The organism is Mesobacillus jeotgali (assembly GCF_031759225.1).
In the GTDB taxonomy this organism is placed as follows: domain Bacteria; phylum Bacillota; class Bacilli; order Bacillales; family Cytobacillaceae; genus Mesobacillus; species Mesobacillus jeotgali_B.
Genome location: NZ_CP134494.1, coordinates 979606 through 997201, shown reverse-complemented (window position 1 = coordinate 997201; position 17596 = coordinate 979606). Strand labels below are relative to the sequence as shown.

At 44.8% G+C, this 17596-nt stretch carries 12 protein-coding genes; 2 read left to right on the top strand and 10 right to left on the bottom strand.

Annotated features, from left to right (window positions below; genetic code table 11):
- Positions 1–13: 13 nt before the first annotated feature.
- The 5 genes from RH061_RS04940 to RH061_RS04920 all read right to left on the bottom strand — a co-directional run bounded on the left by RH061_RS04940 (position 14) and on the right by RH061_RS04920 (position 8115).
- Complete coding sequence (locus RH061_RS04940) at positions 14–1540, bottom strand: acyl-CoA synthetase (protein WP_311074370.1); 1527 nt, start codon at positions 1538–1540, stop codon at positions 14–16.
- 218 nt (positions 1541–1758) lie between these two features.
- Entirely contained in the window at positions 1759–3807 is a 2049-nt protein-coding gene (locus RH061_RS04935) for a sigma 54-interacting transcriptional regulator (RefSeq protein WP_311074369.1), read from the bottom strand.
- A gap of 123 nt (positions 3808–3930) precedes the next feature.
- Positions 3931–5757, bottom strand: coding sequence for a LysM peptidoglycan-binding domain-containing protein (locus tag RH061_RS04930; RefSeq protein WP_311074368.1), 1827 nt, complete (start codon positions 5755–5757; stop codon positions 3931–3933).
- Between the two features lie 234 nt (positions 5758–5991).
- Positions 5992–6759, bottom strand: a complete 768-nt coding sequence (locus RH061_RS04925) for a 3-hydroxyacyl-CoA dehydrogenase (protein WP_311074367.1) — start codon at positions 6757–6759, stop codon at positions 5992–5994.
- 438 nt (positions 6760–7197) lie between these two features.
- Positions 7198–8115: a DMT family transporter gene (locus RH061_RS04920; protein WP_311074366.1), complete on the bottom strand. Its 918-nt coding sequence runs from the start codon at positions 8113–8115 to the stop codon at positions 7198–7200.
- Positions 8116–8390: 275 nt separating this feature from the next.
- On the opposite strand from RH061_RS04920, the gene RH061_RS04915 reads away from it, so the two are divergent.
- Both RH061_RS04915 and RH061_RS23135 read left to right on the top strand, forming a co-directional pair.
- The gene (locus RH061_RS04915; protein ID WP_311074364.1) at positions 8391–9272 is read left to right on the top strand and encodes a hypothetical protein; all 882 of its coding nucleotides are present in this window, start codon (positions 8391–8393) and stop codon (positions 9270–9272) included.
- Positions 9273–9291: 19 nt separating this feature from the next.
- Positions 9292–11301, top strand: coding sequence for a hypothetical protein (locus RH061_RS23135; protein WP_311074363.1), 2010 nt, complete (start codon positions 9292–9294; stop codon positions 11299–11301).
- 291 nt (positions 11302–11592) lie between these two features.
- On the opposite strand, the gene RH061_RS04905 is transcribed toward RH061_RS23135, so the two are convergent.
- From RH061_RS04905 to nirB, 5 genes are all read right to left on the bottom strand, one after another.
- Positions 11593–12219, bottom strand: coding sequence for an NAD(P)-binding protein (locus RH061_RS04905; RefSeq protein ID WP_311074361.1), 627 nt, complete (start codon positions 12217–12219; stop codon positions 11593–11595).
- An 87-nt stretch (positions 12220–12306) separates the two neighbouring features.
- Positions 12307–13056: a sirohydrochlorin chelatase gene (locus RH061_RS04900; RefSeq protein ID WP_311074360.1), complete on the bottom strand. Its 750-nt coding sequence runs from the start codon at positions 13054–13056 to the stop codon at positions 12307–12309.
- A 28-nt stretch (positions 13057–13084) separates the two neighbouring features.
- Positions 13085–14545, bottom strand: coding sequence for a uroporphyrinogen-III C-methyltransferase (cobA, locus tag RH061_RS04895; protein WP_311074359.1), 1461 nt, complete (start codon positions 14543–14545; stop codon positions 13085–13087).
- A gap of 47 nt (positions 14546–14592) precedes the next feature.
- Complete coding sequence (locus tag RH061_RS04890; RefSeq protein ID WP_311074358.1) at positions 14593–14919, bottom strand: nitrite reductase (NAD(P)H) small subunit; 327 nt, start codon at positions 14917–14919, stop codon at positions 14593–14595.
- Between the two features lie 8 nt (positions 14920–14927).
- Positions 14928–17351, bottom strand: coding sequence for a nitrite reductase large subunit NirB (gene nirB / locus RH061_RS04885; RefSeq protein WP_311074357.1), 2424 nt, complete (start codon positions 17349–17351; stop codon positions 14928–14930).
- Positions 17352–17596: the final 245 nt, after the last annotated feature.

Genomic DNA, 17596 nt, shown 5'->3' with positions numbered 1-17596 from the left:
CATTTCTCTTAAACTATCCTAGCTTCACTTCATTCAATTTCTGGCGAAGCTGGTATTTCAGGATTTTACCAGAAGCATTCCTCGGCAATGCTTCCTCGATAAAAATCTTCCTCGGAACTTTATAGCCTGCAAGTTTTTGGCGGCAGAAGATCTTAAGCTCCTGCTCATCCACGATTGCATCCTGTTTCGGCACGATGACTGCACATACTGCTTCTCCCCAGACTTCATCAGGCAGTCCGATGATCACTGCCTCCATTACAGCAGGGTGTTCATAAAGAACCTCTTCTACTTCAATGGAATACACATTCTCCCCACCGGAGATGATCATGTCTTTTTTACGGTCAACAAGAGTGATATTTCCTTCTTCGTCGATTGTTGCCAGGTCACCTGTATACAGCCACCCGTCTTTTATCGTTTTTGCTGTTTCTTCCGGCTTCTTATAATATTCCTTCATGATGGACTCGCCTTTGAGGACGAACTCGCCGACCGCACCTGGCTTGATATCCTTGCCTTCTTCGTCCACCACTCTGGCTTCAGTCAGGAATGCGGCTTTCCCGCCCTTCCCAAGGTGGTGCTTATGGCCTTCAGGCCCAAGCAGGATTCCGCCAGGACCAGCTTCTGTCAGGCCGCAAAGATTATAGAACTGGTCTGTCCTGAAAAGTTCCATGCTTTTCCGCACAAGTTCAGGCGCCATTGGTGCAGCACCATATCCGCATCTTTTTATCGAAGAGAGGTCGTATTCAGAAGCATTCGGCACCTGCAGCATGAAGTTGTACATAGCAGGCACGCCAAAGAAATGGGTTATTTTATGCTGTTGGATTGCCTGGAGCGTGGTGACTGGATGGAAATCTCGATGAATAATATGAGTTGCACCAAGGACGACTCCGGAAATCAGGAACAGATTAAGCTGGGCCGAATGAAATAACGGAGCGATGTGGAGAATCCTCTCCTCCTGGTTGATGCCCATGCTGATCATCATCGTCAGGCCAACATTGAATACTCGTTTATGGTCAAACAAGGCACCTTTAGGTCTGCCGGTCGTACCCGACGTATATAAAATTTCCAGGTCATCATCATCGCTTACTTGGATTTGTGGATTGGTGGCATTTTCAGAAAGGACATGACTGAATGAATGATGCCCGACTGTTTTAGGGGTTCCGGTCGTAATAACATGCGCTGTATTTGTCCCTTCAAGTGAAGATGTAATGATATCCTCAAATTCATCATCACAAATAATCAGGACCGTTCCGGACTGTTCAAGTATGTAATGGACTTCGGATGCTGTCAGACGGAAATTCACCGGCACAATCACCGCGCCGATTTTAGCTGCTGCAAAAAAAGCAAATACAAACTGATCAGAATTCTTCATCATCAGAGCGACTCTCTCGCCCTTGCGAATCCCCAGACACAGCAGGCCATGAGCCAATTTGTTCACTTCTTCATTAAACTGTTTGTAGGTATAACTCCTGCCTTCACAATCAATCGCAAGCTTCCCCGGTGTTTTCCTCGCATTTTGCGCTAAATATGATCCAATATCCATAAACAGCATCCCCTTGATTATATTTGAAAACGCATTCATCTTTATATATGCAATATTTATGCCAATTTTCCGAAAAAAGAAAAAGCAGTGAAACCAAGGAGTAAATGCTGTGTATGCCCTGCACAGTGTCCGAAAAATGGACACTGTGTTTGGACATTTGATAGAGTGATTGGCGACTGGAAAAATCACATGATTTTTTCAAGTCCGAATATGATCTCCTATACGCTCAGCTGGTACTTCTTTATTTTTTCATAAAGGCCGGAACGGCTGATGCCCAGCAGTCTTGCAGCTTTTGCTTTGTTGCCGTTCGCCTGGGTAAGGGCTTTTTTGATTGCGCCGAGCTCGGCATCTTGCGCAAGGCTGATTTGTTTGATGGCTGTACTGGATAGTTGAGAGAGCAAGTAGTCGGGCAGATCCTCAGACTGAATTTTTCCATGCTCGGCAAAGGTCATTGCGCGCTCAAGGACATTCCGCAATTCCCGGACATTGCCTGGCCAACTGTAGCGAAGCAGTGCTTCCTTCGCCTGTGATGAGATGCCGGTGATGCTTGTTCCCAGCATCGAATTCAATTCTTTCATTAAACCGGTGATCAAGTACTCGACATCCTGCACGCGTTCCCTTAGCGGCGGGATGTTCAGCGATATGACGTTCAGGCGATAGTAGAGATCCTCCCTGAACTCCCCCTGCTTCACCATCTCTTCCAGGTTCCGGTTTGTCGCGGCGATAATCCGGACATCGACCTTCACCCGGACATTTCCGCCTACCCGATAAAACTCCCGCTCCTGAAGGACTCTCAGCAGCTTTGCCTGGAGAGAGAGTGACATATCACCGATTTCATCGAGGAAAAGCGTCCCGCCATTCGCAAGGTCAAACTTCCCGATTTTCCCGCGCTGCTTCGCCCCCGTAAAGGCACCTTCTTCATATCCGAAAAACTCCGATTCGAGCAGATCCTCTGGTATTGCGGCACAATTGACGACGACAAACTTGCCATCGCTCCTTGCGCTGCTGTTGTGGATGGCATGCGCGAACAATTCTTTCCCTGTTCCGCTCTCTCCCCTGACCAGCACAGTAGACCTGCCTTTTGCTGCTTTGGCGGCACTTTTCTTTAATTTTTCCATATAAGGATCTTCACTGAAAATATGATCCCAGGTGAATCTGGCCGACTCTGATTTCTGCAGCTGCTGATGGTAAAAGCTTGCCTTGTTCTCCGCTTTCTGAAGTCTCTTGAACAACTCGCTGACCTCGTTCAACTGGCGGAACATCACTTTTCCAATCGCCCCAATCACCTTGCCATCCTTCTTGATCGGAATCCGGTGGACAATATATCTAATCCCGTTCATTTCGTTAAAATCGCTGACTTCCGCCATTTCAGACCTGAAGACATTGTCAAGCTTCAGCTGCGGAAGTACTAGCTCAACTGGCTTATATAAAACTTCTGATTTTTCAAGGTTGAACAGTTCGAGCATCGGCGGACTGACCATTGTGATCATGTTTTTTTCATCAGTCATCAGGATTCCATCATATGCATTTTCAAGCGTCGTCTCGATCGTCAGCTTCAGCTTTTTGACTGTCTCGAGCTCTTCCGCCATTTTTTCAAATTCGGAAATATCCTGGAATAACAGGATCTTCCCTTCCTCATGATTCACTGTTTCATAGGAAGAGATATGAAGAATTGACTTGAATTTTTCATAATGATGTGGTGAACTGTCTTCGTAAAGCAGGCCTGGGAAGATCTCGTCAAGTTCCCTGGACATGATTGAATCAACGGTCCGGCCGCTGATTTGGGCAAAAGCGTCATTCGCATAAACCACTTGCATCCTGCCATCAGTCATCAGCACTCCGATATTGGAATGCTTCAGGATTGTTTCCAGCTGATCCTTGAGTGTATTCGCTGATTTTAACAAAGCGACCACCATATCGGTCTTGGTCAGTAAACCGATGACCTTGTCCTCCTCATCAAGAACAACGCCCGTCCCAACCATGCTCGTTTTTACAATTTGTTCGATTTCCCGGTAAGGGGTGTCAATACGGATCGACCTTGCTTTCTTCTTTATGTATGGCTGGATTGATTTATCCAGCGGACTGCCCTCAAGAATCATTTGGTAAAGCCCGCTCCGGGTAAAAACTCCCTGCAAATTCCGTTCGGCATCTGTCACGGGCAGCAGATTCCATTTCTCCTTTTTAAAAATTCCAAGTGCCTCTCTTAAAGTTGTTTCTTCAGTAACCTGGCATTGGACAGGTGTCACAATATCCCGGAATTCAATCAAGCAACTCCCTCCTTCAATTGAGAGATTTCTGAATATTATAACTTCAATTATATATCAGTGATGCAGAAAGGTACACTTATTGGACGTTAAAAAACCTGTTCCAAATAGGAACAGGTTTCAAAATTAGCGTGGAATCGTAAGCTTCTGGCCAATATACAAGTATTTTGCCGGATCAAGATTATTCGCCTTCACGATCACATCGATCGTAGTGGAATATTTCACACTGATTTTCCACAGTGTGTCTCCACTTACCACTTCATGGACAACAGGCTCGACAGCCGGTGGTTCCTGATTCGGAGTTGAAGAGGGAATCGTAAGCTTTTGACCAATATACAAATATTTTGCCGGGTCAAGATTATTGGCTTTAACGATTGAATCTATGGTTGTCCCATATTTTTGGGCAATCTTCCAAAGAGTATCTCCTGATTGCACCGAGTGGATTACTGGCTGTGGAGCTGGTTCTGGTGAATCTGCAGCAGGAACCTTCAGCTTTTGCCCGATGAACAAATACTTATTGGGATCCAGATTGTTTAATTTTACGATTTCTGAAATGGTTGTATTAAACTTGGCTGCGATTTTCCACAGTGTATCACCGCTGACAACAGTGTAATCGATTGTGGTAGGAACTCCTGGTACATCCGAGTCAGCTACCAGCTCCACATCACTTACATTGATTGTTCCTGATACACCTTCCTTGACCAGCACCTCGTACCGGCCGTTTTCAATTGTTTCAGAAATCAATGGGAATGTATCGCCTTTAACAGCCGTATAACCCTGTCCTGCCGGATACACAGAAAGCTGAGTGTTATCAGCCACGACCCTGACACGCTTTTCAGGCTGAAGTGCTTTTACCTCATAGCCGCCTTCAAATCTCACAGAGTCTGTTAAAGTGATATAACCAGCGCTTGCTCCTTCAATCACCATAGCTCTAATATAATAGCTACCGTTAACGGCTTTCCCTCCGTAAAAGTCGGTTCCATCCCATGAAAAAGTATGTGTTCCTGCCTGGAATGACTGCTCGGCAAAGATATTTTTTACATGAGCGCCTGCCGCATTGGCGATGTAGATCGAAACTTTTGCAGGTTCAGCCAATGTGAATTGCCCTGAGACAGTGTCGTTGATCCCATCACCATCCGGGCTGATTACGTCAGAAGAGAAGAAACCGTCCGTAACCACTTGTTTCACTCTCCAGAGCGGAATATTATAGTCGCCATCCTTGATGGTAACCGTTCCCGCCTTTTGGCCAGACTGTCTCGTTGCCGGATAATTGTATGCTGTCTCAATAAATGCGAAATTAACATCATACGTTCCATCCGCTACAACTCGTCCCGCATTATCCTTTCCATTCCAGCTGACAGAATGGCTGCCTGGCAAAAGCTTTATTTTATCGCCTCCATAAACCTCGGCGCCATTTTGCCAGATGCTTAACTGTACTTCTGCTGGACGATTTAAATTGAAAGGAATCTGGATTGTTTCTGTTCCGCCGTATTTTGGGGCGAAAACGGAAGGATTAATGGAAACCTGGTCAATCAAGGGCTTCGGATTCGTCTCATTGACAACCGTCAGTTTGCCAAGCGGATAACCTTGCATCTGGTTGTAGCCTTGATCAGACAAATACGCCTTCAATTGGTATTCTCCAGCTGGCAACGGAACTTTCTTCGTATCGTCCCATGGTACCCATTCTACTTTATGAACCGTTTTAAAATCGGTTGTAGAAAGGTTGATTTTCGTTTGAACCCCGTTGCCTACTGCTAAGATATAACCTCGGGTGGGCTCACTGGTCTTCAGCTCAAACGTAACGTAACCAGGTACACTGTTCCCTTGGTACGCAACCGTTGCTGTGGATTGGCTGAAGAAGGTGACCTCCGCCATCGCAGAAGCGAATAGCGGGAAGGAAACACCCGCCACAAGAAGTAAAAGCATGAAAATTCTAAAAAATTTCGTTGTCACTCTAGTTGTCCCCTGCTCTCTCTTAAGATGTTATATTGCAAAAATATCATATTCGTTTTCTGGACTTTCCACAACGCGAAAATTTTTCCACAAAAGAGAGTCCTTCCCCCTTTGTCACCCCCCGCCACAAACGGGCAGCGCCAATCGCTCATGCCGGCTAATGCGTAAAGTGACAGTATGCTTCCGCCTATTGAAAAAACCCCTCTCCTGCTAGAGGATGAGGGCTGAATAATATTATTTCGGCTGCATTCTGATGGCTCCATCCAGCCGGATCGTTTCGCCATTCAGCATTGGGTTTGTCAGGATGCTTTCAGCAAGCTGTGCATACTCTTCTGGATAGCCAAGTCGCTGAGGGAATGGCATCATTTTTCCAAGAGAGTCCCTTGCTTCTTCTGGCAGAGAATCGAACATTGGCGTATGGAACAGTCCAGGAGCAATGGTCATCACCCTGATGCCGTATGAAGCAAGCTCCCTTGCAATTGGCAGCGTCATGCCGACTACTCCGCCTTTTGAAGCACTATAGGCCGCCTGCCCAATCTGGCCGTCAAATGCGGCAACGGATGCTGTATTGATGATGATGCCCCGCTCACCTAGTTCATTCGCTTCGTTTTTGGACATTCGCTCTGAGGCAAGCCTGATGACATTGAAGGTGCCAATCAAGTTGATGGAGATTACTTTTGAAAACATGTCCAGTGAATGGACACCTTTGCGCGAAAGCAGTTTGCCTGCAACCCCGATGCCGGCACAGTTCACAACTGTGTTGATAGACCCGAAGGATTCAATTGATTTGTGGATCGCATTCGAGACTTCTTCCTCGCTCGTTACATCTGTTTTGATAAAAACAGTCTGCTCTCCAAGTTCTTTAACGAGAGCTACGCCGCTTTCCACATTTAAATCAAGAATTGCAGCCTTCCCGCCCTGTTCAACAATTCTCCTGACCGTCGCTTCCCCCAAACCAGACGCCCCACCTGTAACAATTGCTATTGCTTCGCTCATTTTCATTTTTCCTGACCTCCACTTTAATAAAGTTGTTAGTTTTATATAAAGCAAGAATCATGCCAAGGTCTGATTTGCATAAAATATAGAGTTTATTAAATATTAGTGTCCAAAATCAGTACGTTTTTTGTAGGGTATGGACACTTTGAACTTTAAGCCGGGATTTTGAACTTCCAGCCAGCTTTATCTAGAGGTAATTATATTATGCATTCCTCGCGGGGATTGTTTTTTCCACGTAAAATCAATTTTAATCCTTGTTGGAATGAATATAATCCCCGTTGATTCAGTTTTAATCCCCGTTGATTCAGCTTTAATCCCCGTTTGGCACATTATCAGTTTTAATACAAGTAAGATTGATTTTAATACCAGTTGAGATAATTTAATACCGGTTGGTTGTTTTACACCGCAAAAAAGCAGAGCCGAAGCCCTGCTTAAACAATCATATTAAGCTGCATTTCGTTTCATCTTGTTTCTCAGCATCAGTTCCTCAAGCGCTCCCGAACCGAATATAACTCCGGATACGATGAATATCAGGCCCAGCAGATGAGCGGATGTGATATGCTCGCCAAGGAAGATGGCTGCGAACAAGATGGACAGGAATGTATTCAAGTTCAGGAATATGGATGCTTCTGCCGGTCCTGCCTGGCCGATTGCGTAGTTGTATAGCATATGCCCAACTGCGGTGGCAAAGATCGCTGATGCGAAGAAGATGCTCCAAACTCCGGCTGAACCATTTCCGAGGCTTGCCAATCCACCTGGCTCCTTCCATAAACCAATCAGGAACAACATAAACGAACCAATGACGAGCATATACCCGGTCAACAGTCGGGGGTCCAATGTTTTTGCTGCTTTGGATATGATGATGAAGCTGATCGCTTGTGAAAGAATGGAGAGAAACACATAGAAATCCCCAATCGACATGCCAGATAAACCTGAACTTCCTGCCAGCACAGTCAATGAAACGCCTATTCCTCCGAAAATAAAGCCAAGTGTCCGGACGAATGTCAGCTTCCTTCCCAGGAATAAGATGGCCATCGAAGCAGTCAGCAAGGGCCCCAGACCGAGAATCAAACCACCGTTAACCGCCGAAGTTACCTTTAAACCAAGACCAAGAAACATATGGTGCCCAGTTACATTCAGGATGCTGCCTCCGATAATATAGGTCCACTCTTTTCTGGATGGCAGCCGGACTTTTTTCATAAAAAAGAGAATGATAAAGACCGAGACTCCTGCGGTGAATACGCGCAGAGAGGTGATCGTAATTGGCGGGAAGTTCCCCACTATTACCTTAAGCGCCGTGACATTCAATCCCCACAAGAACATGACACCGGTAAGAATCAAATAGATTTTAAGATTGTTCATGATGTATCCTTCTTTCATTTAAACGGTTAAAGCATAATTCCCATTCTACTCCTTTTTTATAAAAGAGCAAGAGAAAGGAATACCAATTATTTACCACTCAGAATAATAAGTACCAAAAAGAGGGGAAATTTGAATCAGTTTTTCCACTTCTATTTGAATAGCTTGATAGGTTAAAAGAACGGTTTCTATTAAAATCCTCCAAAAACCGACAAAAACAGGTTTAAAATCCTGAATGCTATCCCAGAGAGAATCTTATTTTGAAAGGAGGTGAAAGAATGCACTTCCGACAATTACTCATAACTGGCTTTATTGCTGGTGCGGCAATGCTGGTCCCAGATATGGCTTTCGCTGAAAAAGGGGAAACCCCCGGAAAGGGTCCAAAGCCTGTGGCGGCTGAACAGGCTAACGTTCCAGACAAAGCAAATAATGTCAGGATTTCTGAAAAATCTCCTGCACAACCCGCCGTTCAAAACCGGCCTGTGCAGAAACAAGCCGTTCAGAAAACCGTCCAGCCCAAGCCTAAAGAAACACCGGCCGATGCAGTGAAAGTAAATGGGAATGCCTCATCATCCAAAAAGGATCAGAAGGCAGCACAGCCCAAAAAGACTAAGGCATCGAACAACGACAAGCCAAATCAGGTAAACCCTAAACAAAAACACAGCAATGACCAAAATAAAAAAGGTGCGTTAAAATCCATACATATTAAAGATCAATACGCAAAAGAAACAGAGCGAAGATCTCCTGGTCTGGAGGAGAAGGTTGAGCCATCCAAGGAGTCTAATGAAACACCGTCCATTGTCAAAAAGGCAGCAAAGACGGAAATCAGAAAAATGCCTCCTGCAAAAAAGGATGAAAATGATCCATCACAAAACGAGAGGTATCCTAAAGGAGACAACCTGCCTAATCCTCCTTCACGCACGAAGGCTTCTGGGGGGCCTTCAGGCGACAGGACAAGTTATGGAAACACGAACACCCTTTTTAGCGATAAATGGTTTGTTTGGGATGAAACATTTCAATTAAATCTCTTGCAGCCATTTACATCGCGGGTCGCTGTTTTTCAAAGCCAGTGGGTTAATGCCCCACCTTCCCCACCACCGCTAAAAGCTCCTGCTTTTTTACCGTATACCGGCGCAATAGTCACGGATCACGTTAATTAAAAGGGAGCGAATGATGAAAATGAAAAATAATATCAATGGAACTAAAGTTGTGAAATCTTTTATGCTAGCTGGAGTATTGTCAATCGGAGTACTGACGGGAGGCCATTTCACTCAAGCTGCAGGACCGGAAAAAGTGAAGGTTGAACAATCTCACAAAGCGAAACCAGCAAAGGTTCAGGTTGTTAATAAAAAGGCTAATGTAAAAGCAACTCCTGCTAAGCCTGCAGTCAAGGTTCAGCCAAAAGCTGCAGCAAAGGGAGAAGCTCAGGAAAAAGCATCAAAGTCACAGGCCGGCATTCATGCAAGCGAAACTGCCAAAAAGCACGCGGCACCAAATGCAGCCGTACACACAACAAATCAGCAACCGCCTGTCAAAGAGGTGCCAACTGAGGAAGTTCCAACAGAAGAAACAGTCACTCAGGAACCTGTAGTGGAAGAAACTGTAGAAGTTGTAGAACTTGAGCCAATTGTTACTGATGAAACAGATGTTGACTCTGAATCAGAGGAAGTTGCAGAAACTGATGCAGCCAAAGAAGAAGAGGATACTAAGCCTGAGGCTGACACTGAAATGAAAAAGGAAGATGAAGAAGCCACTGAAGAGGACTCTGAAGAGGAATCAGAAGACATCGACCTAGATACAGAAGCAACTGTAAAAACAGAAGAAGAGGAAGAAAATGACTCAGATTCTGAAGATATCGATCTTGATACTGATGCAACTGTAAAGACTGAAGAAGACGAAGATGACGAAGATGAAGAAGATACTGAAGATAAGGAATCTCCTTCTATCGCTAACAAAATGAAGTCCAGTGCATTCAATGCAAGCGATGTTGCTAAAGAGAAAGCTAACGAAAATTCAGCTGTTGCTTTATCTGTTGAAGTAACTGAAGAAGATGTCACTGAAGAAGACGTTACTGAAGAAGACGCTACTGAAGAAGACGTTACTGAAGAAGACGCTACTGAAGAAGACGTTACTGAAGAAGACGCTACTGAAGAAGACGTTACTGAAGAAGACGCTACTGAAGAAGACGTTACTGAAGAAGACGTTACTGAAGAAGACGCTACTGAAGAAGACGTTACTGAAGAAGACGTTACTGAAGAAGACGTTACTGAAGAAGACGTTACTGAAGAAGACGTTACTGAAGAAGACGTTACTGAAGAAGACGTTACTGAAGAAGACGTTACTGAAGAAGACGTTACTGAAGAAGACGTTACTGAAGAAGACGTTACTGAAGAAGACGTTACTGAAGAAGACGTTACTGAAGAAGACGTTACTGAAGAAGACGCAAAAGTATCTCCTTCTATTGCCAACAAAATGAACTCTAAGGCTTTTAACGCAAGCGATGTCGCTAAAGAGAAAGCTAACGAAAATTCAGCTGTTGCTTTGTCTGTTGAAGTGACTGAAGAGGTTGTTACTGAAGACGCTGCTGAAGAAACTGTTACTGAAGAAGTGACTGAAGAAGCTGTAACTGAGGAAACTACTACTGAAGAAGCTGCTGAAGAAGCTGTTGCTGAAGAAACTGCTACTGAAGAAGTAACTGAAGAAGTAACTGAAGAAGACGCAAAAGTATCTCCCTCTGTTGCCAACAAAATGAACTCTAAGGCTTTCAATGCTAGCGATGTTGCTAAAGAGAAAGCTAACAAAAATTCAGCTGTTGCTTTGTCTGTTGAAGTGACTGAAGAGGTTGTTACTGAAGACGCTGCTGAAGAAACTGCTACTGAAGAAGTGACTGAAGAAGCTGTAACTGAGGAAACTACTACTGAAGAAGCTGCTGAAGAAGTTGTTGCTAAAGAAACTGCTACTGAAGCTGTTGCTGAAGAAACTGCTACTGAAGAGGTTACTGAAGAAGCTGCTGCTGAGGAAGCAAAAGTAAATCCTTCTGCTGACAATAAAGCTGAGTCTAAGGCTAGCTTACATGCAAGTGAAATTGCACAGAAATTTGCTGCTTTGATTTCTGCTGTACTTGCTGTATTTGAAAAGTCTGCTGAAACTGTGACTGAGGAAGTCATCGTTGAGGAAGAAACTAAATAATCGTAACACAGAAAAGGGACTTCCAGTTTTGCTGGACGTCCCTTTTTTTCCTTAGTGAATCAGATTTCCGGTCGTCTGCGGACTGTTAATTGCCAATTATTCTCTCCGCTGGCAACGATAGTTCGTTGATTTCATATGTATTGTAATATCATTTCCAGTATATGCTGTTGAAACTGTTATCTTCTTTCGCTAAAACAGACACCGGTTGAGTTCAAGAACGCGCTGGTTGTAAAACCACACTTTGAGCTTAAACGCAAAAAAAAGGAAAGTAATAGTGCGCATTCTTGCACTTTACCTTCCCTCCTCACTGATTGCTTCTTCCAGCAGCCTTGCAAACCTTTGTTTTCGATCTGGATCTTTCATGAAACTCTCGTCTGCTATTGTTCTAAGAAGCCTTCTTTTTATTGCCTCATCTTTGACAGAGACTTTGATTTCTTTCCGGCTTGCTGCCAGGAACTCCAGATAGCTCTCATATTGTTCATCAAACATCTGCTCCATCTGGGTGCAAATCTTTTTAGCGAGCACCGGGCTTGCTCCCGATGTTGAAACAGCAATGGTCAGTTTCCCTCTTTTGATGACTGATGGAACCTGGAAGTCCGATTCTTCCGGATTGTCTGCAAGATTGACCAATTGATGTGGTAAAGCATCCTTCTTAACTTGCAGATTCGTCTCGCTGTCATTGGTCGCGGCAATCACAAGAAATGCTCCTTCAAGAACTTTTTTCGTGTATTGCTCAGGCTGCCAGGAAATCTCGCCTGCTTCAGCAAGACCCATCAATTCGCTTGTTAAATCAGGACTGACTACCTTCACTTTTGCTCCAGCATCCAGCAACCCCAGTACTTTACGGTGAGCGACCTTGCCTCCGCCAATCACCACTGCATTACGATCAGATATTCGAAGGTTCATAGAGTATAGCATTCTTCCACTCTCCATTTACGTTGCGGATTCTAATATATTGACGTTGTTCACAAATTTGTTGCGAACATCTATTTTTATTGGCAGTGTTCACAATTTAACAAGCGATTTTCGCCTCTTCCTGGCTTCTCCTGCTCTCTGCAGAAGCAGGTCACCAAGACGGTCATCAAATCCAATTGGTTCGCACAGAACGATTTCTTTCTCTGGGTATTGAACCAGTATGTTAGTGATTGTTTCTTCCATTTTAACAGTAAAACCGCCTGTATAAAGCAAGAATGGCAGTACGTACACCTTCTTGGATTCATGGCTTGCCATTAGATTTTCTCCGTAAAAAGGCTGCGTTGTTATATAGCCTGTTTCAACTTTTGTATGAACTTTCCCCTGAACTCTTCCTGCTAATTTCTCGAATTCCGTCGCAGCCAGTGGATCTCTGCTGCCATGTCCGACAAGCAGGACGCCTTCCGACTCGCTGCCCGAGAAGCCTTGTTCCTTCAAGCGGTCCAGGACGACTTCCAGTATCGTATCATTCACACCAAGCGGCTCACCATAGCAAATCGTAACCTCCGGGTACTTAAGGCTGACTTTTTCCAATTCTTCAGGTATATCCACATTTGCATGGATTCCCGGAAGCAGAAGCACCGGAACGACGGTTACCGAGGTTGCCCCTTTGAGAATGGATGATTCAACACTTTCAAAAATGGTCGGGCGGGCATTCTCAAGGAAGCCATAGGCCGCCATCGCACTCTGCCCAGCTGAAATCACCTTCTCGATGAATGACACAAACACCTTGTTTCCTTGCTCGCTTCTGCTTCCGTGGCTGATGAATACTGTTGCTTCCATATCTATCTCTCCTTTTAAAAGCTGCCCATTACACGAATGCCAGTTCAGATTCTTTTCTGGCTAAACAATTCACCACAGCAGTTTTATCTGGTGATTCTAACACCTTATCCGGGACAATTCCATATTCTATTGCAGCCTCTCCCGTCCTGACTCCCATGCAGACAATCTTTGATGTTTTCAAAAGCTGCTGGGGAATGATTTCCTTCATGATTCCTTCTTCTATAATTGTTTTGACAGCCCTGCTGCTTGGCAAAACGACAGTATTGACAGAAGCTTCCTCAAGAATCCTATTAAAAATCGGCGTGAATTGCTCGTCGACGACCTTTATTGAGGTTAGGAACATTTCTGCATGGTTATATTTCTGCGCGAAATCACTGTTCCCTACGATTAACATCTTTCCAGCAGGAGGCATCTTCCCTTCTACTTCTGCAAAAAATCCCTTTTCATTCAATGCCTTGACAGACTTTGTGGAACAGCCGTAAAAGTCTGCTTTCACCTTCCTGATATCGACTCCAGCATCAAAAATGATCTGAAAGAATTCTTTTACACTTTCAGGAGATGTAAAAAGAATCTGTTCATACTCTGGGATTCTGCTGATCACCGCCTGGTCTGCAGGGACGGAAATCTTTTTCCATTTAGGGAATTCAATCACGTCTGCGCCATGCTCCATCAGTTCTCTTGCCAATTCACTTTCCTCTGTTCCAGTTCTGGCCAGCAATATTTGCTTCCCAAACAAGGGTTTCTTTTCAAACCAATTCAATTTTTCACGAAGCGATACGATGTCACCGACAAGGGTGATCGCCGGATTGGTAAAATTCACTTCCTTCGCCTTTGCGGCAATATTGGACAGAGTTCCTTCAAGAGTCTGCTGCCGGGAGAAGGTTCCCCATTGGATGAGGATGACCGGCGTATCCGGTGACTTACCATTCTTGATCAGATTTTCGCTGATATAAGGAAGATTTGAAATCCCCATGTAAAAAGCAATGGTGTCAATGCCGGTCGCTAGCCCCTTCCAGTCCAGATTTGGCTGGCCATTTTCAGACTTGTCATGGGCAGTCACCACCGCGAAGGATTCACCAAATTCTCGATGTGTAACGGGAATTCCTGCATATAGCGGTGCTGATAAACCTGAAGTGATTCCCGGTACAATTTCAAAGGAAAGACCATTTTCAGCCAAAGCAGCTGCTTCCTCTCCTACACGCCCAAACACGCCTGGATCGCCGCCCTTGAGGCGGACAACGATTTTTCCTTCAAGCACTTTTGCTACCAGAAGGTCATTGATCATTTCCTGGCGAAGGACGTGCCGGTCAGGAAGCTTGCCACAGTAAATCAGCTCGCAATCTGAAGGAGCATAATCCAGCAGTTTCGGATTGGCAAGCCTGTCATATAAAATGACCTCTGCCTTTTTGATCGCTTCCAACCCTTTTACTGTAATCAACTGTACGTCTCCAGGTCCTGCTCCGACTAAAAATGCTTTGCCTTTTTCCATTGTGTTCCCGCCCTTTCAATGATTGAGAGGCAGGTTCCTCTCATGTTTTATATCTGTAAGTACACTTCGTTTTCTATGACTTCCACTTTAAAAGTTTTTACTTCGCCTGTATCCGGTGCCTGAACTTTCCCGTCTTCCAGGGATATCTTCAGGTCGTAGACCGGACAGTAGATAAACTTCCCGCTTACAAGCGCATCAGCAAGGGTCCCGCCTTTTCTGTGGGGACTGCGATTTTCAACCGCTTTGACCTCTCCATTGTATATCCGGAACAAGACGATGTTCTCGCCATTCACTGTAACTGCCTGCCCTGCCCCCACAGGCAGGGAATCAAAATCCGTCAGTTTGATTCTCACCATTGTTTCCTTCATCATCATCCATCCTCCTATTCAACCGTAACTTTGCGTACTTGATAGTACTTTTCTTTTATTCCGTTGTCTGTGATTGCCTCCTGCCATGGCTCTTTATAGCGCTCCAATGTCATATCCAGTCTTTCGTTCAACTGCTTCCTCATGTTCTCATCGGCGAGGACTTCCTTTACATGATCAAGTCCCATTCTTTCAAGCCAAGGTGCTGTCCTTTCAAGATATGCAGCTGTTTCACGGTAGTATTGAAGGTATGCTCCTGTAATTTCCAATGCCTCTTCTTTTGTCTTAACGGTTTCAAGCAGATCGGCAGCACGCAGGTCTGTCCCGCCATTTCCGCCGATATAAATTTCCCAGCCGCCATCGACACCGACAAAGCCAATATCCTTGATTCCTGATTCAGCGCAGTTCCTTGGGCAAGCAGAAACTCCCATTTTCACCTTATGTGGTGTATCAAGGCGCTCAAACTTTTTCTCGAGCTCGATTCCAAGTCCCATTGAATCCTGGGTTCCAAAACGGCAGAACTTTTCGCCAACACAGGTTTTTACGGTACGCAACGTTTTTCCGTATGCATAGCCTGATGGCATCCCCAGGTCTTCCCACATTGCAGGAAGATCTTCTTTGTTGACACCGAATAGGCCAATTCTCTGTCCGCCCGTCAGTTTTACCAAAGGCACATCGTACTTCTCGGCAACTTCTGCAATTTTCTTCAAGTCTGCAGCAGTCGTCACGCCGCCATACATTCTTGGCACAACAGAATATGTACCATCCTTCTGGATGTTGGCATGCATCTTCTCGTTAACCAGTCTTGAATCGCGTTCATCCTTATAGCCGTCAAAATTGACCATACCAAGATAATAGTTGATGGCCGGACGGCATTTCGAACATCCTTCCTCCTGGGACCAGCCTAGAACATTCATGACTTCCCTGACATTCGTCAGGCCTTTTGCCCTGATTTCAGCGACAATTTCGTCTTTGCTTAAAGTTGTGCATCCGCAGATGCCTGCTTTTTTTGCCGAAGTATCATACTGATCGCCAAGCGTGTATGCAAGGATATCGGATATGAGTGATTTACATCTTCCGCATGAACGGCCAGCGTTTGTGCAGCCGCCAACTTCGTCAACAGTAGTCAACTCATTTGTGCGGATCGCGTCGACAATCGTTCCTTTTGTCACACCATTACAGCCGCAGACCAGCTCGTCATCGGCCATCGCCGCTACATCGCCTGCTTCTCCACCGCCACAGCAGCCGCTTGCTTCTAGAATCGAGACACTTGTCATCCCGCTGATGTCTTCTCTTTTTGTCAGCATCCTGAACAGTCGGTTGCTGTCCTTTGTGTCACCATAAAGCACAATCCCGGCAATTCTGTTATCACGAATGACAACTTTCTTGTAGATTCCATCAAACTCATTGTGGACCTTGATTGACTTCGTTCCTTCGTCATCTCCGATTTCACCTGCTGAGAACAAATCACAGCCGGATACCTTCAGCTGAGTGCCGCATATTGTTCCTTCATAAGGGTTAGCTGAAACTCCCGCAAGGTTAGCTGCAAGTACTTTTCCCTGTTCATACAGCGGTGCTACAAGGCCATAGACGATTTCTCTATGTTCCGCACATTCCCCGACGGCATATATATTCGGCACATCAGTCTCCATATAATCATTGACAACAATCCCTCTGTTGACATAAATCCCGCTATCCTTTGCGAGCTGGACATTCGGGCGGATTCCGACAGCCATGACGACAAGGTCTGCCTGGATTTCAGTACCATCAGAGAAGCGAAGTCCGGTTACTCTTTCCTCTCCTAAAATCTCCTGGGTCTGCTTTTCAAGCAAGAAATTCATGCCCTGGTTTTCCAATTCTTTTTTCAGCATTCCAGAAGCTGTTTCATCAAGCTGCCTTTCCATCAGATGCGGCATCAAATGGACAATATCGACTTCCATGCCCAAATTCAGCAGGCCTCTTGCTGCTTCAAGGCCTAACAGCCCACCGCCAATTACAGCAGCCTTTTTATACTTCCTGGAATCTTTGATCATCATTTCACAATCATGGATATCACGGAACCCGACTACTCCCTTTTTATCGGATCCAGGTACCGGCAGGATAAACGAGCTGGAGCCTGTAGCGATTATTAACTCGTCATAGTCCACCTTGCGTCCTTGTTCGGAAATGACTTGCTTCTTTTCCTTGTCAATCTCGACAACTTCTTCTCCTGCAAAAAGTTGTATATCATTACTCTTATACCAATCCCAATCATTCATGATGATATCATCGATCGACTTATCTCCCTGAAGGACTGTCGATAACATGATTCTATTGTAGTTTGGATGAGGTTCATTACCAAAAATAGTGATCTCATATCCATCTGGCTGAAGTTTAAGCAATTCTTCGATCGTCCTTACTCCTGCCATTCCGTTTCCTATCATGACTAATTTCTTTTTCATCTCGTTTGTCCTCCTATAATTTCAAATGCGGAGTTTTCATTAATGATATTTCCTCTATGTATAAATTGTATTGTGATTTATCTCTCTTGTTTGTGAAGTTCGTCACATTTCGCATGTTCATTGTTCACTGTTTCACAAATCATTCAAATTTAGCAATTTTAGGCTTCCATAAAAAATTTGTTATTCTTTGGCTGAAATAGGGTAATCAATATGTAAATGATCTATACGTTCAATCGAAAGGAGGC

Coding starts and splice junctions, on each gene's coding strand:
- RH061_RS04940 (WP_311074370.1), bottom strand. CDS start 1,540: ATGGATATTGGATCATATTTAGCGCAAAATGCGAGGAAAACACCGGGG.
- RH061_RS04925 (WP_311074367.1), bottom strand. CDS start 6,759: ATGAAAATGAGCGAAGCAATAGCAATTGTTACAGGTGGGGCGTCTGGT.
- RH061_RS04920 (WP_311074366.1), bottom strand. CDS start 8,115: ATGAACAATCTTAAAATCTATTTGATTCTTACCGGTGTCATGTTCTTG.
- RH061_RS04915 (WP_311074364.1), top strand. CDS start 8,391: ATGCACTTCCGACAATTACTCATAACTGGCTTTATTGCTGGTGCGGCA.
- RH061_RS23135 (WP_311074363.1), top strand. CDS start 9,292: ATGAAAAATAATATCAATGGAACTAAAGTTGTGAAATCTTTTATGCTA.
- RH061_RS04905 (WP_311074361.1), bottom strand. CDS start 12,219: ATGCTATACTCTATGAACCTTCGAATATCTGATCGTAATGCAGTGGTG.
- RH061_RS04900 (WP_311074360.1), bottom strand. CDS start 13,056: ATGGAAGCAACAGTATTCATCAGCCACGGAAGCAGAAGCGAGCAAGGA.
- cobA (WP_311074359.1), bottom strand. CDS start 14,545: ATGGAAAAAGGCAAAGCATTTTTAGTCGGAGCAGGACCTGGAGACGTA.
- RH061_RS04890 (WP_311074358.1), bottom strand. CDS start 14,919: ATGATGATGAAGGAAACAATGGTGAGAATCAAACTGACGGATTTTGAT.
- nirB (WP_311074357.1), bottom strand. CDS start 17,351: ATGAAAAAGAAATTAGTCATGATAGGAAACGGAATGGCAGGAGTAAGG.